This window comes from Streptomyces sp. CRN 30 (genome assembly GCF_034105845.1).
On record NZ_JAVRHI010000341.1, the window covers coordinates 1 to 21,152 of the forward strand.

A 21,152-nucleotide genomic window follows, 5' to 3' on the forward strand; every position below is an offset into this window, starting at 1 on the left:
GCGCACGGCGGAGGGCTCGCGGCGCTGCGCCGGGCGGGCGGGCGCGTCGCCCGCACCGGGGAAGGCGTGGCGCTGATCGAGCGCGCCGACCTCGTCGTCGACGGCATCGTCGGGATCGGCGGCAAGGGCGGGCTGCGGCCCGATGCGGCACCGCTCGCCGAGGCCGCGCACCGGGCGCGGGCCGCCGTCGTCGCCGTCGACCTGCCGAGCGGCGTCGACGCGGACACGGGAGAGGTGCGGGGCAGCGCCGTACGGGCCGACCTCACCGTCACCTTCGGGGCCCACAAGCCCGGACTGCTGATCGACCCCGCGCGGGAGTACGCCGGGTCGGTGCGGCTCGTCGACATCGGGCTCGGCCTCCCCGGCGACGCCGAGGTGGAGGCCCTCCAGCACGCCGACATCGCCCGGCTGCTGCCGGAGCCGGCCGCCGAGAGCGACAAGTACCGGCGGGGCGTGGTCGGGATCGCCGCAGGGTCGGCGCGCTACCCGGGGGCCGCGGTGCTCGCCGTGGCCGGGGCGCTGCGGGGCGGCGCGGGCGCCGTGCGGTACGTCGGATCCGCCGGGGACGCGGTGATCGCGCGGTTCCCCGAGACGCTCGTGTCCGACGAGGGGCCCAGGCGGGCGGGGCGGGTGCAGGCGTGGGTGGTCGGGCCGGGGGCCGGGGACGACGCCGGGGCCGTGGCGGAGGTGGTGGCGGCGGACGTGCCGGTGCTGATCGACGCGGACGGGCTGCGGCTGGCCGACGCGGAGGCGGTACGCGCGCGTACCGCGCCGACGCTGATGACGCCGCATGCCGGGGAGGCGGCGGCGCTGCTGGGGATCGGCCGGGAAGAGGTCGAGGGGGCGCGGCTGGACGCGGTGCGGGAGCTGGCGGCGAGGTACCGGGCGACGGTCCTGCTGAAGGGGTCCACGACGCTGGTGGCCGGGGCGGACGGGGAGCGGGCCGTGCGGGCCAACGCGACCGGGACGCCCTGGCTGGCCACGGCCGGGAGCGGCGACGTCCTGTCGGGGCTGGCCGGATCGCTGCTCGCGGCCGGGCTGTCCGCGCGGGACGCCGGAAGCGCGGGAGCGTACCTGCACGGACTGGCGGGGCGGTTCGCGGCGGCGGGGGCGCCGGTCGGGGCGCACGATGTCGCGGCGGCGATCCCGAGGGCGTGGCGGGACGTGAGGCAGGCGCGATGAGCGCTGCCGCGGCGCTGTCCGGGCCCTCTGAGACACTGACCCCACGATGAGTGAGACAACTGACCGGCAGGGTGCCGCTCTGCGGGGGCGGGCCGAGATCGATCTGGGCGCGCTGCGGGGCAACGTACGGGCCCTGCGGGCGCGGCTGGCGCCCGGCGCCGCCCTCATGGCCGTCGTGAAGGCCGACGCCTACGGTCACGGGGCGATCCCGTGCGCCCGTGCGGCCGTCGAGGCCGGCGCCACCTGGCTGGGGACCGCCACCCCGCAGGAGGCCCTCGCGCTGCGCGCGGACGCGGGGCTGCCCGACGACGTACGGATCATGTGCTGGCTGTGGACCCCCGGCGGGCCCTGGCAGGAGGCGATCGAGGCCGGCCTCGACGTGTCCGTCAGCGGCATGTGGGCGCTGGAGGAGGTCGTGGCCGCCGCCCGGCGTGCGGGGCGCCCCGCACGGGTGCAGGTGAAGGCCGACACCGGGCTCGGCCGCAGCGGCTGCCGTCCCGGGCGGGACTGGGAGGAGCTGATCGGCGCGGCCCTGCGGGCCGAGGGCGAGGGGCTGCTCCGGATTACCGGGCTCTGGTCGCATTTCGCCTGCGCCGACGAACCCGGCCACCCCTCCATCGCCGCGCAGCTCACCGTCTTCAAGGAGATGACGGCGTACGCCGAGGAGCAGGGCGTCCGCCCCGAGGTGCGGCACATCGCCAACTCCCCGGCCACCCTCACCCTCCCCGAGGCCCACTTCGACCTGGTGCGCACCGGGATCGCCCTGTACGGCATCTCGCCCGGCCCCGAGCTGGGCACCTCCGCCGACCTCGGTCTGCGCCCGGTGATGACGCTGTCCGCCTCCCTCGCCCTGGTCAAGGACGTTCCCGGCGGCGAGGGTGTCAGCTACGGGCACCACTACACCACCCCCGGCGACACCACCCTCGGCCTCGTCCCGCTCGGCTACGGCGACGGCGTCCCGCGCCACGCCTCCGGCACCGGGCCGGTCCTGATCGACGGCAAGTGGCGTACCGTCGCGGGCCGGATCGCCATGGACCAGTTCGTGGTGGACCTCGGCGGTGACCGGCCGGCCGCCGGCTCCGACGCGGTGCTGTTCGGTCCCGGCGACGACGGCGAGCCCACCGCCGAGGACTGGGCGCAGGCCGCCGGCACCATCGGGTACGAGATCGTCACCCGTATCGGATCCCGGGTCCCGCGCGTCCACAGGAACGGGTGACCCGGACGGTGACCCGCGTGGGTGAGCCGGTGGTGAGGAGGAGCGGTACGTGAGCGAGACAAGCGGGGAGGCCGCAGCGGAGGCCGCGGCGGAGGCCGTCGCCACCGCCGCCGTCCGGGCCGCGGCCGGCGGCTGGCGCCGGACGACCGGCATAGCCGGCGTCGCGATAGGCGTCGTCGCGGCGGGCGCCGCGGCCGGCGTCACGATAGAGCGGCTCACCGTCGGGCGCGGCATGCGCAGGAAGGCCCGTCTCGCCCTCGACTCGGCGGGCCCGTACGGCGCGCTGCGCGGCACGCCGGGGCAGGCGTACGCCGAGGACGGCACCGAGCTGTACTACGAGGTCGACGACATTGAACCGGCGGACGGCACGGCACCGCGCCGCCGGCGTCTCTTCGGCCGCAAGCCGCCCGCCCCCGTCACCGTCGTCTTCTGCCACGGCTACTGCCTCAGCCAGGACTCCTGGCACTTCCAGCGCGCCGCCCTGCGCGGCGTCGTCCGCACCGTCTACTGGGACCAGCGCAGCCACGGCCGGTCCGGGCGCGGCGTCTCCCAGGTCCGGGCCGGCGAGCCGGTCACCATCGAGGAGCTGGGCCGCGACCTCAAGGCCGTGCTGGACGCCGCCGCGCCCGAGGGGCCCCTCGTACTGGTCGGGCACTCGATGGGCGGGATGACCGTCATGGCCCTGGCCGACGAGTTCCCCGAGCTGATCAAGGAACGGGTCGTCGGCGTCGCCCTGGTCGGCACCTCCTCGGGACGGCTCGGTGAGGTCAACTTCGGCCTGCCCGTGGCCGGGGTCAACGCCGTCCGGCGGGTGCTCCCGGGCGTACTGAAGGCGCTGGGGCAGCGGGCCGAACTGGTGGAGAAGGGGCGCCGGGCGACCGCCGACCTGTTCGCCTCGGTCATCAAGCGGTACTCCTTCGCGACCCGGGACGTCGACCCGGCCGTCTCCCGGTTCGCCGAGCGCATGATCGAGTCCACGCCGATCGACGTCGTCGCCGAGTTCTACCCGGCCTTCGACGACCACGACAAGGCCGACGCCCTGGACCGCTTCGCGGACCTCCCCGTCCTCGTCCTGGCCGGGGTGCGGGACCTGGTCACGCCCAGCGAGCACAGCGAGGAGATCGCCGACCGGCTCCCCGACGCCGAACTGGTGCTGGTCGAGGACGCCGGGCACCTGGTGATGCTGGAGCACCCGGAGGTGGTCACCGACCGCCTCGCCGACCTGCTGGTCAGGGCCGGGGCCGTACCCGCAGGGGCTACCGTGGGTGGCTATGGAAGCACCAGCGGCACCGCAGGGCCCGGCTGAGCCGGCCCCCGGCACGGAGAACCCCGCCACCGAGATCACCGTCACCGAGAGCACCGCCACCGACATCACCGTCACCTCCCCGGAGCAGATGCGCGACCTGGGCCGCCGGCTGGCGAAGCTGCTGCGCCCCGGTGACCTGGTGATGCTGAACGGAGAGCTGGGCGCGGGCAAGACGACGCTGACCCGGGGACTCGGCGAGGGCCTCGGCGTGCGCGGCGCCGTCACCTCACCGACGTTCGTGATCGCCCGGGTGCACCCCTCGCTGGGCGACGGGCCGCCGCTCGTCCACGTCGACGCCTACCGGCTGGGCGGCGGCCTCGACGAGATGGAGGACCTCGACCTGGACGTCTCCCTGCCGGACTCCGTGATCGTCGTGGAGTGGGGCGAGGGCAAGGTCGAGGAGCTGACCGACGACCGGCTCCGGCTCGTCATCGACCGCGCCGTGGGCGACACCACCGACGAGGTGCGGCACGTGACGCTGACCGGGATCGGCCCGCGCTGGGCCGCGGCCGACCTGAGCGCGCTCACCGCCTGAACCCACCGGGCCCGCCGCGATCCGCCGGGCCCGCCGCGCGGGTCCCGACAGATTCCGACAACACGTCGGGAACATATTGCGCTCCGCGTCCTGCCCGTGGTCACATGGTATCCAGTACGTGGTTAGGCATGCCTAACCATGCCGCCCCCGAGCTTCAGGAGGCGACCATGTCGGCTTCACAGACCCCGGGCAGGCGCCCGCGGCCGACCGCGACCGGTGCGTTGTCCATGCACGACCTGCTGGCGTCCTGCGCCGCGGCGGCCGCCGTCTCCACGCCGCCGCGCGCCCCCGAACCCGCCCCCCGTACGACCGCGGTGACGGTCCGGGACCACCGCGAGGCGGCCTGAGACCGCGCCGGGCCCTGTCGGCGGGAAGGCCGGAAATGTGACGACGAAATGTGACGACAGGGGCTAGCGCACCACCACGACCTTCTGGCCGATCGTCGCGAACTCCCACATCGCGTCGCCGTCCGCCCGCGCCTCCCGGATACCGCCCGTCCGCGCGCCCGTCGCGGGCCGCGCCGCGTCGTCCACCGCCGCGCTGAAGCCGATGACCACGCCGTCGACGCTCGTGAACCGGACGACGTGCTCGATCGGGACGCCGTCGGAACCGGTGACCTTGTTCGAGCGGGAGGTGACCGCGTAGCCGCCCGGCGCCGGGTCCACCGCGCCGGGCGTCACCCGGAACGTCCGCCGCACCCGCTCCGCGGCGCCGACCAGCCACACGCGGTCGTCGTCCACGGAGTACACGACCCGTTCACCCGTTCCGGACCCGGCCGGCAGCGCGTCGGGGCGCCGCTCGTCGCGCGGGGCCCTGGAAGCGCCGGGGGAGGGCGAGGCGCCGGCCCGTTCCCGGCCCGGTTCGGCGGGGGCGGTCGCCGACGCCTGGTAGGCGAGGACGCCGATCGTCACCAGGGCCGCCGCGGTCAGCCCGGTGACCATTGCGGAACTGCTGCTTGCCACGGAGTACCACCTCGGCGCCGTACCGGTCACACCCGGAGAGTCGATCACACGTAGAGAGAGTCGATCACACGTAGAGACGCGACGGTAGCAGCCGGTGACCGGGCGACCGGCCCGGCCGACACGGCTCCCCGGGCCGCCGTAGGCTGTTCGTGTGCTCTTGCTCGCTCTGGATACCGCCACCCCAGCCGTCACCGTCGCCCTGCACGACGGCACGGACGTCATCGCCTCCTCCGCCCAGGTGGACGCGCGCCGCCACGGTGAGCTGCTGCTGCCCGCCGTCGACCGGGTGCTCGCCGAGGCCGGCCTGCGGCTCGACGCGGTCACCGGCATCGTCGTCGGCACCGGCCCCGGCCCGTACACGGGACTGCGGGTCGGCCTGATGACCGCGGACACCTTCGGGCTGGCGCTCGGCGTCCCCGTGCACGGCGTGTGCACGCTGGACGGACTGGCCTACGCCACGGATCTCGAAGGCCCCTTCGTGGTGGCGACCGACGCCCGGCGCAAGGAGGTCTACTGGGCGCGGTACGCGGACTCCCGCACCCGCCTCACCGACCCGGCCGTCGACCGCCCCGCCGACCTCGCCGACGAGGTCGCCGGCCTCCCGGCCGTGGGCGCCGGCGCGCTGCTCTACCCGGACACCTTCCCCATCGCGCACGAGCCCGAGCACGTCTCCGCCGCCGCCCTGGCCGCGCTGGCCGCCGAGCGGCTCGCCGCCGGTGCGGAACTGCCCGCGCCCCGGCCGCTGTACCTGCGCCGCCCCGACGCCCAGGTGCCCAAGAACTACAAGGTGGTCACCCCCAAGTGACCGAGCCAACCGAGCCATCGACTGCCGTGCTGCGCGAGATGCGCTGGTGGGACATCGACCCGGTCATGGACCTCGAGAGGGCCCTGTTCCCCGAGGACGCCTGGTCCCGCGGGATGTTCTGGTCCGAGCTGGCCCACGCCCGGGGACCGGGCGCGAACCGCCGGTACCTGGTCGCCGAGGACACCGACGGCCGGATCGTCGGCTATGCGGGCCTGGTCGCCTCCTCCAGCGAGCAGGCCGACGTGCAGACCATCGCCGTCGCCCGCGACCACTGGGGCACCGGCCTCGGCGGGCGGCTGCTGACCGAGCTGCTCTCCGCCGCCACCGCCTTCGAGTGCTCCGAGGTGATGCTGGAGTGCCGCGTCGACAACGTCCGGGCGCAGCGGCTCTACGAGCGGTTCGGCTTCGTGCCCATCGGCGTCCGGCGCGGCTACTACCAGCCGGGGAACGTGGACGCCCTGGTGATGCGACTGACCGACCCTTCCACGGCCGTACCGGGAAGCGAACGAGGAACCGAGATCAATGGCTGACGAACCCCTGGTGCTGGGCATCGAGACCTCCTGCGACGAGACCGGCGTCGGTATCGTCCGCGGCACCACGCTGCTGGCCGACGCCGTCGCCTCCAGCGTCGACGAGCACGCCCGGTTCGGCGGGGTCGTCCCGGAGGTCGCGAGCCGCGCCCACCTGGAGGCGATGGTCCCCACCGTTCAGCGCGCGCTGAAGGACGCCGGGGTGAGCGCCCGCGACCTCGACGGCGTCGCCGTCACCGCCGGCCCCGGCCTCGCGGGCGCCCTGCTCGTCGGCGTCTCCGCGGCCAAGGCGTACGCCTACGCCCTCGGCAAGCCGCTCTACGGCGTCAACCACCTCGCCTCGCACATCTGCGTCGACCAGCTGGAACACGGCCCGCTGCCCGAGCCGACGATGGCCCTGCTGGTCTCCGGCGGGCACTCCTCCCTGCTGCTCTCCACCGACATCACCGCCGACGTCCGTCCGCTCGGCGCGACCATCGACGACGCGGCCGGCGAGGCGTTCGACAAGATCGCCCGGGTGCTGAACCTCGGCTTCCCCGGCGGTCCCGTCATCGACCGCTACGCGCGCGAGGGCGACCCCTCCGCCATCGCCTTCCCGCGCGGCCTGACCGGGCCGCGCGACCCCGCGTACGACTTCTCCTTCTCCGGGCTGAAGACGGCCGTGGCCCGCTGGATCGAGGCGAAGCGGGCGGCGGGGGAGGACGTGCCGGTGCGTGACGTGGCCGCCTCCTTCCAGGAGGCGGTCGTCGACGTACTGACCCGCAAGGCCGTCCGCGCCTGCAAGGACCAGGGCGTCGACCACCTGATGATCGGCGGCGGCGTCGCCGCCAACTCCCGGCTCCGGGTGCTCGCCCAGGAGCGCTGCGAGGCGGCCGGTATCCGGCTGCGCGTCCCCCGCCCGAAGCTGTGCACGGACAACGGCGCGATGGTGGCCGCGCTCGGCGCGGAGATGGTGGCCCGGGGCCGGGCCGCCTCCGACTGGGACCTGTCGGCGGACTCCTCCCTGCCGGTCACCGACCCGCACGTCCCCGGCCACGCGCACGGCCACGATCACGATCACGTGCACGAGGTCAGCAAGGAGAACCTGTACTCATGACGGTCGCCGTGATGTGGGAGGCGCGGGCCGTCGCGGGCCGCGGCGCGGAACTCCTGGCCTGGGCCCGCGCCCAGGACCTGCCCGCCGCCCCCGTGCGCCGCGAGACCCTGCGCGCCCCGCAGGACCGCGTCCTCGTCATCACCTGGTGGGACGCGCCCTACGACGCAGACCTGCCCGAACTCCCCGAGCCGGACGAGGGTCTGGTCAGCCGGGCGGTGCACCGGTGGCGGTTCGAGTCACTCGGCACGGACTGAGACCCCGCACAGCAGCCGGCGGTCCGGTCCCGGCACCCGCTCGGGGCCGGTCAGCCGCAGCCGGGCGGTGTGGCGGACGTCCGCGCTGGAGGCGGCCAGCCGCAGCTCCAGGTCGCCCGGTTCCACCACGCGCCGCCCGGTCCGGTCGGTGAACGCCGACAGGTCGGTGTGGAAGCGGAAGGTGACGCGGGCCGCCTCGCCGGGGGCGAGTTCCACCCTCCGGTAGCCGATCAGGCGTACGTCGGGCCGGGTCACCCGGGCCACCGGGTCGTGCAGGTACAGCTGGACGACCTCCGCGCCCGCGCGGTCGCCGGTGTTGCGGACGGTGACGGAGAGGTCGTAGGAGCCGTCGGTGCCGATCTCCGTTTGGCCGTTCCCGGTGGCGTCCTCCCACGCGAACGTCGTGTACGAGCGGCCGTGGCCGAACGGGTACAGCGGCGTCGGGTCCAGGTTGCTGACCTCGCCGGCCAGGCCCAGCGGCGGCTGGAGGTAGGTCCACGGCTGGCCGCCGGGCAGCCGCGGCACGCTGACCGGGAGCCGACCCGAGGGGGTGACGCGGCCGGAGAGGACGCCCGCGACTGCCGGGCCGCCCTCTTCGCCCGGGAAGAACGCCTGCACGACGGCGCCGAGGCGGCCGTCCCAGCGGCCCAGCGCGTAGGGCCGGCCGGTGAGCAGGACGAGGACCACCGGGACGCCGGTGGCGACCAGCGCGTCCAGCAGCGCGCCCTGCACGCCCGGCAGCCGCAGGTCGCTCGTGTCGCAGCCCTCGCCCGAGGTGCCCCGGCCGAACAGGCCCGCCCGGTCGCCCAGTACGGCGACGCAGACGTCGGCCTCGGCGGCGCGGGCCACCGCCTCCTCGAATCCGCCGGTGTCCGGCTCCGAGGTGTCGCAGCCCTCGGCGAAGGTCACCTTGGCGTCGGGGAGTTCGGCGCGCAGCGCCTCCAGGACGGTCGGGATGTCGATGCCGGCCGCGACCCCGGGGTGGTGGGGCAGGACGTGGGAGGGGAAGGAGTAGCAGCCGAGCATCGCCAGCGCGTCGGCGGCCCGGGGGCCGACCACCGCGATCCGGGTGTCGGGGGCCAGCGGCAGCAGCCCGTCCGGGTTGTCCAGGAGGACGACCGACTCCTCGGCCATACGGCGGGCGACGGCCCGGTTGGCGGGGGAGTCGAGGTCGATGCCGACGTGGTCGGCGGCGGGCGGCTCCGGCGTCCAGTCCTCGTCCAGCAGGCCCAGTTCGCACTTCTGGAGCAGGACGCGCCGGGCCGCCCGGTCGATGAGCTGCTCGGGGACCCGCCCGTCCCCGACCGCCTCCAGGAGCGGGGTGCCGTAGCACTTGACGGTGGGCAGCTCCACGTCGATGCCCGCCTCCAGCGCCAGGTGGGCCGCCTCCGCCGGGCCCCCGGCGACGCGGTGCAGGCTCTGCAGGAAGCCGACGCCGAAGTAGTCGGCGACCACCGTCCCCGCGAACCCCCACTCCTCGCGCAGCAGCCCCGTCAGCAGCGCCGGATCGGCCGAGGCGGGCACGCCGTCGGTCTCGGTGTACGCCGCCATCACCGAGCGGGCGCCGCCCTCGCGCAGCGCCATCTCGAACGGCGGAAGGGTCACGTCGGCGAACTCGCGCACCCCCGCCCTGACCGGCGCGAGGTTGCGCGCCCCGGCCGAGGAGGCGTACCCCGCGAAGTGCTTCAGCGTGGCGACGATCCCGGCGGACTCCAGGCCCCGCACATAGGCGGCGCCGACCGTGCCGACCAGGTACGGGTCCTCGCCGACGGTCTCCTCCACCCGGCCCCAGCGCGGATCGCGTACGACGTCCAGGACCGGCGCGAGACCCTGGTGGACGCCGACCGAGCGCAGGTCGTGGCCGATCCGCCGGGCCATCTCCTCGACCAGGTCGGGGTCGAAGGCCGCGCCCCAGGCCAGCGGCACCGGGTAGGCGGTGGCCCGCCAGGCGGTGAACCCGGCCAGGCACTCCTCGTGGGCCAGCGCCGGGATGCCGAAGCGCCCGGCCGCCATGATCTGCCGCTGGGCGCCGGCCAGTGACCGGGCGCCGACGGCAGGGTCGACGGGGGCGGTGCCGAAGGGGCGGGTGAGCTGGCCGAGGCCCCGGGTGATCAGCTCGTCCCAGTCGTGGTCGGCCGTCATCTGGCTCTGGAGCGGGGCGACGCCGTCCCCGTCCGTGGCGGCGCCGACCCACACGCCGTACAGCTGGGCGGCCTTCTCCTCCAGGGACATCCGGGCCAGGAGGTCGTCGACACGGGCGGCGGCGGGCAGGGCGGGGTCACGCCAGGGCGCGGTGGTCATGGAACTCCTGTCCCGGAAATCCGAGGGCTCCTGCGGTTGCGGCATTGAGGCATTGAGGCATTGAGGCATTGCGACGAGCGCGGTGGGGGCGCGCGTGTGTGTGTGGTGGCGCGCGCGGTGATGGCGCGTGCGAGGGTGGCGCGTGCGGTGGTGGCGAATGTTTCGGCGTGACAATCGAATGTTCCGGGAACCTATGGCGCGGTGCGGAGTTCGTCAAGAGGGCCCGCAGGGATACGATCGCGCCCCTCGGCAGGGATACGATCGCCGCCATGACATCCCCGCAGCCCGCTGAAACCCGGACGCGAGGGCGGTCCTCGCAGACCGCGACCCTCGCCGAGATCGCCCGCGAGGCCGGTGTGTCGGCGCCGACTGTTTCGAAGGTGCTCAACGGCCGGGCCGACGTCGCCCCCGCGACCCGGGCCCGGGTCGAGGAGCTGCTGCGCGCCCACGGCTACCGGCGCCGGCGGGCCGAGGCCACCCGCTCGCCCCTGATCGACCTGGTCTTCCACGAGCTGGAGAGCGCCTGGGCGATGGAGGTCATCCGGGGCGTGGAGAACGTCGCCCGGGACACCGGGCTGAGCGTCGTGCTCTCCGAGAGCGCGGGGCGGCTGACCCCCGGGCGGACCTGGGCGGACCAGGTCGCCGCCCGCCGCCCGCACGGTGTGGTGCTCGTCCTCTCCGGGCTCGACGAGTCCCAGCGGGCCCTGCTGACCAGCCGTTCCATCCCGTTCGTCGTGATGGACCCGGCGGGCGACCCCGGCTCCGACGTGCCCTCCATCGGCGCCACCAACTGGCAGGGTGGACTGGCCGCCACCCGGCACCTGGTCGAGCTGGGCCATACCCGCATCGGCGCGATCAGCGGCCCCACCCGGATGATGTGCAGCCGCGCCCGGATCGACGGCTACCGGGCCGCGCTGGAGACCGCCGGGCTCCCGGTCGACCCCGCGCTGATCCGCACCGGCGACTTCCACCACGAGGCCGGCTACCGCCAGGGCCTGGAGCTGCTGCGCCGCCCCGACCGGCCCACCGCTGTCTTCGCCGGCAACGACCTCCAGGCGCTCGGCCTGTACGAGGCCGCCCGGGAACTCGGGCTGCGGGTGCCGGACGACCTGAGCGTGGTCGGCTTCGACGATCTGCCGGTGGCCCGCTGGGTCGGCCCGCCGCTGACGACCGTACGGCAGCCGCTGACGGAGATGGCCGAGGCCGCGGCGCGGCTGGTGCTTGAGCTGGGGCGCGGCGAGGACGGGTCGGCCGCGGCGACCAGGGTGGAGCTGGCGACGAGCCTGGTGGTGCGGAGCAGCACGGGGGCGCCGCCGGCCCCGGGAGCGCCGGTCGGATAGCCCTCCGAAACTTTCGGCACCGCTACTTTCGGCACCGCTACGGTCCCGCGCGACGACCGACGCGGCAGTCCGGGAGCCCATGCCCTCGTGTCTGAGAATTTCCGCAGAAATGCCTGCCCTGTGTCGCCCCCCGCAACAATTCGGACTTACGTTCTTCCCCGGCGGGCACACGGGTGACGACATGGCTGGGGCATGGACAGGGGCGGGCACATGGGCGGGCGGGGGAAAGCGCTGAAGGCCGCCGGCCTCGCCCTGGCGGGCGCGCTGCTGCTGGGCATCGCGGCGGCCGGCTGGGCCTACTGGCACCTCAACGACAACATCACGGGCGTCGACATCAACAGCGCGCTCGGCGACGACCGCCCCGCCCGGCCGTCGGCGACGCCGTCCGTGTCCGCCTCCCCGCAGGACACCGGCCCCCTCAACATCCTGGTCCTCGGCTCCGACTCGCGCAGCGGCGACGAGAACGAGGAACTGGGCGGCGGTGACAGCGAGGGCGCCCGTTCCGACACGGCGATGGTCGTCCACCTCGACGCCGGGCGGACCGGCGCGACCGTGGTCAGCATCCCGCGCGACACGCTCGTCACCCGCCCCTCCTGCCCGCTGGACGACGGGACCTCGACGAGCGAGGCGTACCAGGTCATGTTCAACACCGCCTACGCCGTGGGCGGTCCGGCCTGCGCGGTGAAGACGGTCGAGGCGCTCACGGACGTCCGCATGGACCACTACATCGAGATCGACTTCTCGGGGTTCGCCAAGCTGGTGGACGCCCTCGGCGGGGTCACCGTCACCACCGACGAGGACATCGACGACGACAAGAGCCACCTGACGCTTCAGGCGGGCACCCACCACCTCGACGGCACCGAGGCCCTCGGGCTGGCCCGCACCCGCTACGGCATCGCCGGCGGCAGCGACCTCGCCCGGATAGAGCTCCAGCAGAAACTGGTCAAGGCGCTGCTGGAGCAGATCTCCGCCACCGACCTGCTCACCGACCCCACCCGTCTCTACCGGGTCGCCGACGCCGTCACCGGCAGCCTCACCACCGACACCGGCCTGGACTCCCTGGGCGAGCTGATGAGCCTCGGGCAGAGCCTCGGCGGCCTCGACGCGGACGCCGTGACGACGGTGACGATGCCGGTGGTGCAGGCGCCGAGCGACGCCAACCGGGTGGTGGCCGAGGAACCGGAGGCGGCGGATCTGTGGGAGTCGCTGCGCTGAAAGCGGGCCGGCCGGAAGGAATTCCCCGCTGCGTGTCGATCCGCCGGTCTCCCGATCGACGCAAGGGTGAGGACCGGGAAAGGAACCCGGTCACCACCGAGTCCCGAGGAGCGCACCGTGCCCCGTTATCTGTCGCTGATCAGGGTCAGCGAGACCGACGCCCCTGCCGAGGGCCCCAGCCCCGAACTGATGCGGCGCATGGGCGAACTGCTGGAGGAGATGACGAAGGCCGGGGTGATGCTCGACAACGCCGGGCTGGCCCCGACGGCCGAGGGCGCCCGGGTCCGCTGGGAGGGCGGCCGGCTCTCCGTCACCGACGGGCCCTTCACCGAGACCAAGGAGGTCATCGGCGGCTACCTCTTCCTGCAGACCAAGGACCGCGCCGAGGCGGTCGAGTGGACCAAGCGGTTCCTGAAGGTCCACGAAGAGCACTGGACGATCACCTGCGAGGTGCGGGAGGTCGGCGAGGGCTGAGCGCCTGTTGGCCGGGGGCGGCCCGTGGTGTTGCATGGAGGCCGTGGAACCACAGCCCGCTCCTGGCGAGGCCACCCGGGCCGCCATCGAGACCGTCTTCCGGCTGGAGGCCCCGCGCGTCATCGCCGGGGCCGCCCGCGTCGTCCGGGACGTCGGACTCGCCGAGGAACTCGCCCAGGACGCCCTGGTCGCCGCCCTGGAGCAGTGGCCCCGGGACGGCGTGCCCGACAACCCGGGCGCCTGGCTCACCACCACCGCACGCCGCCGCGCCGTCGACCTGGTCCGCCGCAGGGAGACGTACGCCCGCAAACTGGCCGAGATCGGCCGCGCGCTGCCGGAGTCGGCCGAGCCCGTGGAGCCGGCCGACCCCGAGGACATCGACGACGACCTGCTCCGGCTGGTCTTCACCGCCTGCCACCCGGTGCTCTCCGCCGAGGCCCGCACCGCCCTCACCCTCCGCCTCCTCGGCGGCCTGACCACCGCCGAGATCGCCCGCGCCTTCCTCGTCCCCGAGCCGACCGTCGCCCAGCGGATCGTCCGCGCCAAACGCACCCTCGCCACGAAGGGCGTCGCCTTCGAGGTGCCCTACGGCCCCGACCGCGAGGCCCGCCTCGGCTCCGTCCTCGACGTCATCTACCTGATCTTCAACGAGGGGTACGCGGCGACGGCCGGCGACGACTGGCTGCGCCCCTCCCTGTGCGAGGACGCCCTGCGCCTGGCCCGGCGGCTCTCCGCCCTGATGCCGAAGGAGGCGGAGGTCCACGGCCTCACCGCCCTGCTGGAGTTCCAGGCGTCCCGCACCGCCGCCCGCACCGGACCCGACGGCGCACCGGTGCTGCTGAAGGACCAGAACCGCGCCCGCTGGAACCGCATGCTCATCACCCGTGGCACCGCCGCCCTCGCCCGCGCCGACGCCACCGCCCCGGGCCCGTACGTCCTCCAGGCCGCGATCGCCGCCTGCCACGCGCGGGCGCACACCTGGGAGGAGACCGACTGGCCGCGCATCGCGGCCCTCTACGGACTGCTCGCGGCCCGTGTCCCCTCCCCGGTCGTGGAGCTGAACCGCGCGGTCGCCGTGTCGATGGCCGAGGGCCCGGCACCGGCCCTGGACCTGGTCGACGCCCTTGCCGCCGGACCCGCCCTGCGCGAGTACCACTTGCTGCCCAGCGTCCGCGGCGACCTCCTGCACCGCCTGGGCCGTACGGCCGAGGCCCGCGCGGAGTTCGAACGCGCCGCGTCCCTCACCCGCAACGAGCGGGAGCGCGCACTCCTCCTCCGGCGGGCGGCGGACTGCTGTTAGACGCCGGTGGGCCGCCCGATCAGCATCGACGGCGCCCCCGCGACCCGGGTCAGGAACACGGTCGCGGAGTGCGGCCCCTGCGGCTTGACCTTGCGCCGCAGTTCCTCCGGCTCCACCGCCGACCCCCGCTTCTTCACCGTCAGGACGCCGACCTCCCGCTTCCGCAGCAGCGCCTTGAGCTTCTTGACGCCGAAGGGCAGTACGTCGGTGATCTCGTAGGCGGTGGCGTACGGATCGGGACGCAGATCGTCGGACGTGACGTACGCGATCGTCGCGTCGAGCAGGCCGCCGCCGACCCGGTCGGCGACCTCCGCGACCAGGTGGGCGCGGACGACGGCGCCGTCCGGCTCGTAGAGGTACCGGCCCGGGGCGCGGACCTCCGGGTCGGGCAGGCCGCGGGAGAGGAGCGTGCGCGGTCCCGGCAGCAGCGTCGCGCGCACCGCGCCCGGCTCGGTGCCGAACCACAGCACCGCCTCCTTCACGTCCCCGCCGTCCGAGATCCACTCGGCCTCGGCGCCGTCCGGCACGACCTCGTGCGGGATGCCGGGCGCGACCTTGAGCGCGGCGGCGCGGGACGCCGTACGGGCGGCCCGGACGGCCCACGACAGCGGCGGTGAGTACGCCTCGGGATCGAAGACGCGCCCCCTGCCGCCGCGCCTCGCCGGATCGACGAACACGGCGTCGTACCCGCCCGTGTCCACCTCCGTCACATCCGCCTGCCGCACCTCGATCAGCCCGTCCAGCTCCAGCGCCTCGGCGTTGGCGCGGGCCGCCGCGACCGCCGCCGGGTCGCGGTCCACGGCGAGCACCCGGATGCCGGCCCGCGCCAGCGCGATCGCGTCGCCGCCGATGCCGCAGCACAGGTCGGCGACGGAGGCCACGCCCAGTTCGGTGAAGCGCCGGGCCCGGTACGCGGCGACACGCGCGCGTGTCGACTGCTCGACCCCGTTGGGTGTGAAGAACATCCGCCCGGCGTCCTCCGCGCCGAACTTCGCCACCGCCCGCTGCCGCAGCCGGGCCTGCCCGAGCGCGGCCGACACCAGCTCGGCGGGGTGCGTGCGGCGCAGCCGGGTGGCGACGGCCAGTTCCTGCGCGGGGTCGGTGGAGCGCACCTCGTCGAGGAGGGCGCGGCCGGCGGGGGTGCGGAGGGCGTCGAGGTCGTTCACCGGGCCATTGTGGGCCAGTCGGTGGACGGCGCGGCGACCGGTCGCGGTGTCGGGACGGCTTCTTGGCCGTGGACTGCGAAGATCCGGCGCCATGGGATCAGTAGTACAAAACGACAAAAGAGGGACCGTATCCATGCGCATGCGCACGGCGTGGGTCCGCGGCGGGCTCGCCGTGCTCGCCGTGGCCGTCCTCGTCCCGGGCTGCACGGCCTCCTCCGACGTGCGCCCCGCCGGCGGCCGGCCGCTGAACGCGCCCCCGGCGCGCGCCCTCGACGGCTACGCCTCCAAGCTCCGCGCCGCGCACGCCGCCCGCGTCGCCGCCGCGAAGCGCTGGGGCCTGAAGAAGGTGCCGCTGACGGCACCTCCGCCACCGGAGAAGAAGCCGGAGATCCCCACCCGGGACGGCTTCGAGGTCGACGGCCACACCGCACGCGACCTGCCACCGGTCTTCACGACGATCCCCACCGAAGAGAAGATCGTCTTCCTCACCATCGACGACGGCGGCGAGAAGGACCGCCGCTTCCTGAAGATGATGAGCGACCTGAAGGTCCCGTACACCGCCTTCCTCAGCGACTACCTGGTCAAGGAGGACTACGGCTACTTCAAGGCGATGCAGGCCCGCGGCGTCACCCTCGACAACCACACGCTGCACCACCCGTACCTGCCCGGACTCTCCTACGCCGAGCAGAAGCGCGAGATCTGCGGCATGCAGAAGGTGATCGAGAAGCACTACGGCAAGCGCCCGGCCCTCTTCCGCCCGCCCTTCGGCAACTACAACGAGGACACCCTGGTCGCCGCCAAGAGCTGCGGCGTCACCCACGTCCCGCTGTGGAACGAGGAGGTCTTCGTCGACCACTGGGACTACCGCGAGTGGGACCGGGAGATCCACCGCGGCGACATCGTCCTGACCCACTTCCGCGGCGAGGAGGACTGGGACGGCACCATGCCCGACATGGTCCGCCGGTTCCTCGACAAGGTCACCGCCGAGGGGTACGCCGTGGCCCGCCTGGAGGACTACCTGTGAGGCGGCGCCGGGCCGGGGCGGCGGTCTGCGCCGCGTTGGCCGCCGCCCTGCTCACGGGCTGCGGGCAGCAGCACGGCGGGGGCGGAACGGTCGCCCGGGGCGACGAGGCCGGTGGGGCCGGTGGGACGGGGGCCGCCCCTCCCCCCGTCCTCGACCACGTCCCCACCCACGGCGACCGGGTCGTCTTCCTCACCTACGACGACGGCGCCGAACGCGCCCCCGGCTTCACCGACCTGGTCCGCGACCGGCGGCTGCCCGTCACCCTGTTCCTCGCCGACACCGTGGCCGGACCGGCGTACGGCCACTTCGCCCGGCTCCGCGCGGTGGGCGCGAGCCTGCAGAACCACACCCTCGACCACACCGTCCTGCGCGGCCTGCCCCACGCCGGTCAGCACGCCGAGATCTGCGGCCAGCAGCGCAAGCTCAACTCCCGCTTCGGCGTCCGCCCCCGCCTGCTCCGCCCGCCCCACGGCCGCTACGACGCCGCCACCCTGCGCGCCGCCGCCGACTGCGGCATCACGGCGGTCGTCCTGTGGCGCGCGGCCCCGGACGCCACGGGCTCACTGGCGTTCACCCGGGGCGAACCCCGCCTGCGCCCCGGCGACATCATCGCCGTGGACCCGGACCACCCGGCCCCGCACTCCCTGACACAGCGCACGGAACACCTGCTGAGGCAGATCGAGGCGGCGGGCCTACGGGTGGCCGCCCTGGAGGAGTACCTGTAGCCGTGTCTTCTCAGCCCGTCCGGCGCTCCCGTCCGGCGCTTGAGGACAAGGCCGTTCAGGCCGATGAAAAAAGCCCGACGCGTCATCCGCATTGGCACTCCGCTTGACCGAGTGCTAATCGCGGTCATAGTCTCGGTTCTGGCACTCCCCCCGGGAGAGTGCCAACTAAGCGACGGGCAGGTCCGGCACCCGCGACGACGGATCGACCTGGTCGCCACCTCAGACAGTTAACCCCGTGAGATCTCCGAAGGGGGAGGTCGGATCGTGACGACCGCCAGCTCCAAGGTTGCCATCAAGCCGCTCGAGGACCGCATCGTGGTCCAGCCGCTCGACGCCGAGCAGACCACGGCTTCGGGCCTGGTCATTCCGGACACCGCCAAGGAGAAGCCCCAGGAGGGCGTCGTCCTGGCCGTGGGGCCGGGCCGCTTCGAGGACGGCAACCGTCTTCCGCTCGACGTCACCGTCGGCGACGTCGTGCTCTACAGCAAGTACGGCGGCACCGAGGTGAAGTACAACGGCGAGGAGTACCTCGTCCTCTCGGCCCGCGACGTGCTCGCGATCGTCGAGAAGTAAGCACCACCGAGCACCACCGCTTCACCTCTGCTTTTCCAGCTGCGCCCCTGGCTCCCGCCACCACTAACAAGCCGGGCGCCCGGGGCGCAGCGTCGTTTGCACACCACTTTTCGGAAGAGGGCTCACGCTCCCATGGCGAAGATCCTGAAGTTCGACGAGGACGCCCGTCGCGCCCTTGAGCGCGGCGTCAACAAGCTCGCCGACACGGTGAAGGTGACGATCGGCCCCAAGGGCCGCAACGTCGTCATCGACAAGAAGTTCGGTGCCCCCACCATCACCAACGACGGTGTCACGATCGCCCGTGAGGTCGAGATCGAGGACCCGTACGAGAACCTCGGCGCGCAGCTGGTGAAGGAGGTGGCGACCAAGACCAACGACATCGCGGGTGACGGTACGACCACCGCCACCGTGCTCGCCCAGGCGCTGGTGCGCGAGGGCCTGAAGAACGTCGCCGCGGGTGCCTCCCCGGCGCTGCTGAAGAAGGGCATCGACGCGGCCGTCGCCGCCGTGTCCGAGGACCTCCTCGCCACCGCGCGCCCGATCGACGAGAAGTCCGACATCGCCGCCGTCGCCGCCCTGTCCGCCCAGGACAGCCAGGTCGGCGAGCTGATCGCCGAGGCGATGGACAAGGTCGGCAAGGACGGTGTCATCACCGTCGAGGAGTCCAACACCTTCGGTCTGGAGCTGGACTTCACCGAGGGCATGGCCTTCGACAAGGGCTACCTGTCGCCGTACTTCGTGACGGACCAGGAGCGCATGGAGGCCGTCCTGGAGGACCCCTACATCCTCATCAACCAGGGCAAGATCTCCTCCATCGCCGACCTGCTGCCGCTGCTGGAGAAGGTCATCCAGGCCAACTCCTCCAAGCCGCTGCTGATCATCGCCGAGGACCTGGAGGGCGAGGCGCTCTCCACCCTCGTCGTCAACAAGATCCGCGGCACCTTCAACGCCGTCGCGGTGAAGGCCCCGGGCTTCGGCGACCGCCGTAAGGCCATGCTCCAGGACATGGCGGTCCTCACCGGCGCCACGGTCATCTCCGAGGAGGTCGGCCTCAAGCTCGACCAGGTCGGTCTGGACGTGCTCGGCAGCGCCCGCCGCGTCACCGTCACCAAGGACGACACCACCATCGTCGATGGTGCCGGCGAGAAGGCCGACGTCGAGGGCCGCGTCAACCAGATCAAGGCCGAGATCGAGGCCACGGACTCCGACTGGGACCGCGAGAAGCTCCAGGAGCGCCTCGCGAAGCTGGCCGGCGGCGTGTGCGTGATCAAGGTCGGCGCCGCCACCGAGGTGGAGCTGAAGGAGCGCAAGCACCGTCTGGAGGACGCTATCTCCGCGACCCGCGCCGCGGTCGAGGAGGGCATCGTCTCCGGTGGTGGCTCCGCCCTGGTCCACGCCGTCAAGGTCCTGGAGGGCAACCTCGACAAGACCGGCGACGAGGCCACGGGTGTCGCGGTCGTCCGCAAGGCCGCCGTCGAGCCGCTGCGCTGGATCGCGGAGAACGCGGGCCTGGAGGGCTACGTCATCGTCTCCAAGGTCTCCGAGCTGGAGAAGGGCAGCGGTTACAACGCCGCCACCGGCGAGTACGGCGACCTGGTCAAGGCCGGCGTCATCGACCCGGTGAAGGTCACCCGCTCCGCCCTGGAGAACGCCGCCTCCATCGCCTCCCTCCTCCTCACGACCGAGACCCTGGTCGTCGAGAAGAAGGAAGAGGAGGAGCCGGCCGCCGCGGGCCACGGCCACGGCCACTCCCACTGAGGCTTCCCTCACTGAACGCCGGTGCCCGGCATCCCTTCGGGGGTGCCGGGCACCGGCGTCTGTCAGTGGCCCCCGCCATGATGAGAGAACTCACGGAGGGGGAGGCATCGTGCGGGTACCGGTCGGTGGCGAGGTGTGGGTCGAGTACGGCCAGACGTACGTGGAGAGCGACCCACGAGGATCGATACCGGGTCTGCGGGAGGCGTTCGCGGGACAGGACGTGGGGCTGTGCGGCGCCGCGGAGCCCGGGTTCCTCTGGCTGACCACCGGACTGCACACGGGACACGTCGGCCTCACCGCGGAGGTGCACGACGCGGAGCCCGCCCTCGATCCGGAGTGGGAGGAGGTGGTCGAGGTGTCCTTCCGGCCGCTGTCCGACACGTCCCGCCTCGCGGGGACGGATCTCGGACTGCCGGTCACCGACCACCGGGTGCGGTACTGCGCCCGGGACTTCGCGGAGGGCCGGGACCGCGACACCCGCTCACCCGGTGAGCCCCCGGCCGACGAGTACCTCCTCCAGTTCTGGCCGGCCCCGCCCGCCCCGGCACGGGTCGTCCGCCGGACCTCCCCCGAGGTCGCCCACTGGCACGACTGGGCCCGCGCACTGCCCCCGCCGCCCACCGAGGAGGAGCGCGCCGAGGCCGCCCGCCTGGCCCGCGAGGCGGAGGAACGGGCCGCCGCCGAGCGGCTCCTGCACCGCGAGCGGTGGCTGTGGGGCGGCCGACTGCCGAGCGACACGCTGCGCGCGGTAGGGGGCAATGTCCAAGGGCTGCTCCGTTACGACACCGACCTGGTGCACACGCTGGACGCGGCCGGCCCCGGCACGCAGCGCCGCGCAGCGGTACTGGCGGCCCACCGTGCCTGCGAGGCGGCGGGCCTGACGGCCCTGCCCTGGATCGTGACGGCACTCACCGCGTTGTCCGACGGGCACCCGCTGCCACCGCCGTTCGACGACCCGAACGCCATGTGGGAGTCCCTGAGCACCGACCCGGAGGTCCCGCACCGGACGGCCCTGGAGGCGGTCCCGCCGCGGCGGACGCCGTACCTGCCGCCGAGCACCCCCGCACGCGAGCCGAGACCCATGCGGGCGCCAGGTCCCCCGAGCCCCCCGGTGCACAGCCCGAGCCCGAAGGCGGCGGCGCCGACGGGGGCCCACGGCAGCTACGCCGTACTGCGCCCAGCCGGCGCCCAGCGCACCCCCCACCGCATCTCCCAGCCCCACTTCGCCCTCCCCGCGATACCCGCCGCCGCGGACCCGGACCCGCTGCGGGCAGCCCTGGAGGCGGTCTGGCACGCGCTCGGCACGTACGGCGACCGGTACCCGCTCCTGCTGGCGGAGGTCTGGGCGTCGTGCGCCGGGGGAACAGAGGAGTAGGCGCCGCCGACGTGG

Annotated in this window: 21 protein-coding genes; 18 read left to right on the forward strand and 3 right to left on the reverse strand. The window is 73.9% G+C overall.

Annotation, left to right across the window (positions count from 1 at the left end):
* The 5 genes from UW392_RS36600 to UW392_RS36620 all read left to right on the forward strand — a co-directional run.
* Positions 1-1,182: NAD(P)H-hydrate dehydratase (locus UW392_RS36600; RefSeq protein ID WP_320779528.1), on the forward strand; the 1,182-nt coding region annotated here is incomplete at its 5' end.
* 46 nt (positions 1,183-1,228) lie between these two features.
* The gene (gene alr, locus UW392_RS36605) at positions 1,229-2,398 is read left to right on the forward strand and encodes an alanine racemase (RefSeq protein WP_320779529.1); all 1,170 of its coding nucleotides are present in this window, start codon (positions 1,229-1,231) and stop codon (positions 2,396-2,398) included.
* 49 nt (positions 2,399-2,447) lie between these two features.
* A complete protein-coding gene (locus tag UW392_RS36610; RefSeq protein ID WP_320779530.1) occupies positions 2,448-3,704 on the forward strand; it encodes an alpha/beta hydrolase in 1,257 nt (418 codons plus the stop codon).
* Complete coding sequence (tsaE, locus tag UW392_RS36615; protein ID WP_320779531.1) at positions 3,670-4,239, forward strand: tRNA (adenosine(37)-N6)-threonylcarbamoyltransferase complex ATPase subunit type 1 TsaE; 570 nt, start codon at positions 3,670-3,672, stop codon at positions 4,237-4,239. Before UW392_RS36610 ends, tsaE begins: the two co-directional genes overlap by 35 nt.
* A gap of 167 nt (positions 4,240-4,406) precedes the next feature.
* Positions 4,407-4,586 carry a hypothetical protein gene (locus UW392_RS36620; RefSeq protein ID WP_320779532.1) on the forward strand — a complete coding sequence of 60 codons (180 nt, stop codon included), beginning with the start codon at positions 4,407-4,409 and terminating at the stop codon, positions 4,584-4,586.
* 63 nt (positions 4,587-4,649) lie between these two features.
* Here UW392_RS36620 and UW392_RS36625 read toward each other — a convergent pair whose 3' ends face one another.
* A complete protein-coding gene (locus UW392_RS36625) occupies positions 4,650-5,201 on the reverse strand; it encodes a hypothetical protein (protein ID WP_320779533.1) in 552 nt (183 codons plus the stop codon).
* Positions 5,202-5,352: 151 nt separating this feature from the next.
* On the opposite strand from UW392_RS36625, the gene tsaB reads away from it, so the two are divergent.
* The 4 genes from tsaB to UW392_RS36645 are packed head-to-tail and all read left to right on the forward strand — an operon-like array spanning position 5,353 to position 7,886.
* Positions 5,353-6,006 carry a tRNA (adenosine(37)-N6)-threonylcarbamoyltransferase complex dimerization subunit type 1 TsaB gene (gene tsaB, locus UW392_RS36630; RefSeq protein ID WP_320779534.1) on the forward strand — a complete coding sequence of 218 codons (654 nt, stop codon included), beginning with the start codon at positions 5,353-5,355 and terminating at the stop codon, positions 6,004-6,006.
* A gap of 38 nt (positions 6,007-6,044) precedes the next feature.
* On the forward strand, positions 6,045-6,536 hold the full coding sequence (gene rimI, locus UW392_RS36635) for a ribosomal protein S18-alanine N-acetyltransferase (RefSeq protein ID WP_320779554.1): 492 nt from the start codon (positions 6,045-6,047) through the stop codon (positions 6,534-6,536).
* Positions 6,529-7,632 carry a tRNA (adenosine(37)-N6)-threonylcarbamoyltransferase complex transferase subunit TsaD gene (gene tsaD, locus UW392_RS36640; protein WP_320779535.1) on the forward strand — a complete coding sequence of 368 codons (1,104 nt, stop codon included), beginning with the start codon at positions 6,529-6,531 and terminating at the stop codon, positions 7,630-7,632. The genes rimI and tsaD overlap by 8 nt, the downstream gene beginning before the upstream one ends.
* Positions 7,629-7,886, forward strand: a complete 258-nt coding sequence (locus UW392_RS36645; RefSeq protein ID WP_320779536.1) for a hypothetical protein — start codon at positions 7,629-7,631, stop codon at positions 7,884-7,886. Before tsaD ends, UW392_RS36645 begins: the two co-directional genes overlap by 4 nt.
* Here the strand turns inward: UW392_RS36645 and UW392_RS36650 are convergent.
* Positions 7,869-10,187: a glycoside hydrolase family 3 N-terminal domain-containing protein gene (locus UW392_RS36650; protein ID WP_320779537.1), complete on the reverse strand. Its 2,319-nt coding sequence runs from the start codon at positions 10,185-10,187 to the stop codon at positions 7,869-7,871. The genes UW392_RS36645 and UW392_RS36650 overlap by 18 nt on opposite strands.
* Positions 10,188-10,456: 269 nt before the next feature.
* Between UW392_RS36650 and UW392_RS36655 the strand changes: the two genes are divergently transcribed.
* The 4 genes from UW392_RS36655 to UW392_RS36670 all read left to right on the forward strand — a co-directional run bounded on the left by UW392_RS36655 (position 10,457) and on the right by UW392_RS36670 (position 14,516).
* Positions 10,457-11,527 carry a LacI family DNA-binding transcriptional regulator gene (locus UW392_RS36655; protein ID WP_320779538.1) on the forward strand — a complete coding sequence of 357 codons (1,071 nt, stop codon included), beginning with the start codon at positions 10,457-10,459 and terminating at the stop codon, positions 11,525-11,527.
* Positions 11,528-11,719: 192 nt separating this feature from the next.
* Positions 11,720-12,742 (forward strand): LCP family protein, encoded by a 1,023-nt coding sequence (locus tag UW392_RS36660; protein WP_320779539.1) that lies wholly within the window; start codon positions 11,720-11,722, stop codon positions 12,740-12,742.
* A gap of 117 nt (positions 12,743-12,859) precedes the next feature.
* Positions 12,860-13,216: a YciI family protein gene (locus tag UW392_RS36665; protein WP_320779540.1), complete on the forward strand. Its 357-nt coding sequence runs from the start codon at positions 12,860-12,862 to the stop codon at positions 13,214-13,216.
* Between the two features lie 43 nt (positions 13,217-13,259).
* On the forward strand, positions 13,260-14,516 hold the full coding sequence (locus tag UW392_RS36670) for an RNA polymerase sigma factor (protein ID WP_320779541.1): 1,257 nt from the start codon (positions 13,260-13,262) through the stop codon (positions 14,514-14,516).
* Here the strand turns inward: UW392_RS36670 and UW392_RS36675 are convergent.
* Positions 14,513-15,682, reverse strand: coding sequence for a class I SAM-dependent methyltransferase (locus UW392_RS36675; RefSeq protein ID WP_320779542.1), 1,170 nt, complete (start codon positions 15,680-15,682; stop codon positions 14,513-14,515). The genes UW392_RS36670 and UW392_RS36675 overlap by 4 nt on opposite strands.
* A 139-nt stretch (positions 15,683-15,821) precedes the next feature.
* Between UW392_RS36675 and UW392_RS36680 the strand changes: the two genes are divergently transcribed.
* The 5 genes from UW392_RS36680 to UW392_RS36700 all read left to right on the forward strand — a co-directional run bounded on the left by UW392_RS36680 (position 15,822) and on the right by UW392_RS36700 (position 21,137).
* Complete coding sequence (locus UW392_RS36680; RefSeq protein ID WP_414496858.1) at positions 15,822-16,706, forward strand: polysaccharide deacetylase family protein; 885 nt, start codon at positions 15,822-15,824, stop codon at positions 16,704-16,706.
* Positions 16,703-17,431 (forward strand): polysaccharide deacetylase family protein, encoded by a 729-nt coding sequence (locus UW392_RS36685; RefSeq protein ID WP_320779544.1) that lies wholly within the window; start codon positions 16,703-16,705, stop codon positions 17,429-17,431. The genes UW392_RS36680 and UW392_RS36685 overlap by 4 nt, the downstream gene beginning before the upstream one ends.
* A 264-nt stretch (positions 17,432-17,695) precedes the next feature.
* Complete coding sequence (groES, locus tag UW392_RS36690) at positions 17,696-18,004, forward strand: co-chaperone GroES (RefSeq protein WP_010986397.1); 309 nt, start codon at positions 17,696-17,698, stop codon at positions 18,002-18,004.
* A gap of 132 nt (positions 18,005-18,136) precedes the next feature.
* Positions 18,137-19,762, forward strand: a complete 1,626-nt coding sequence (gene groL, locus UW392_RS36695; protein WP_320779545.1) for a chaperonin GroEL — start codon at positions 18,137-18,139, stop codon at positions 19,760-19,762.
* A gap of 109 nt (positions 19,763-19,871) precedes the next feature.
* Positions 19,872-21,137, forward strand: a complete 1,266-nt coding sequence (locus UW392_RS36700) for a hypothetical protein (protein WP_320779546.1) — start codon at positions 19,872-19,874, stop codon at positions 21,135-21,137.
* The last annotated feature ends 15 nt before the right edge of the window (positions 21,138-21,152 follow it).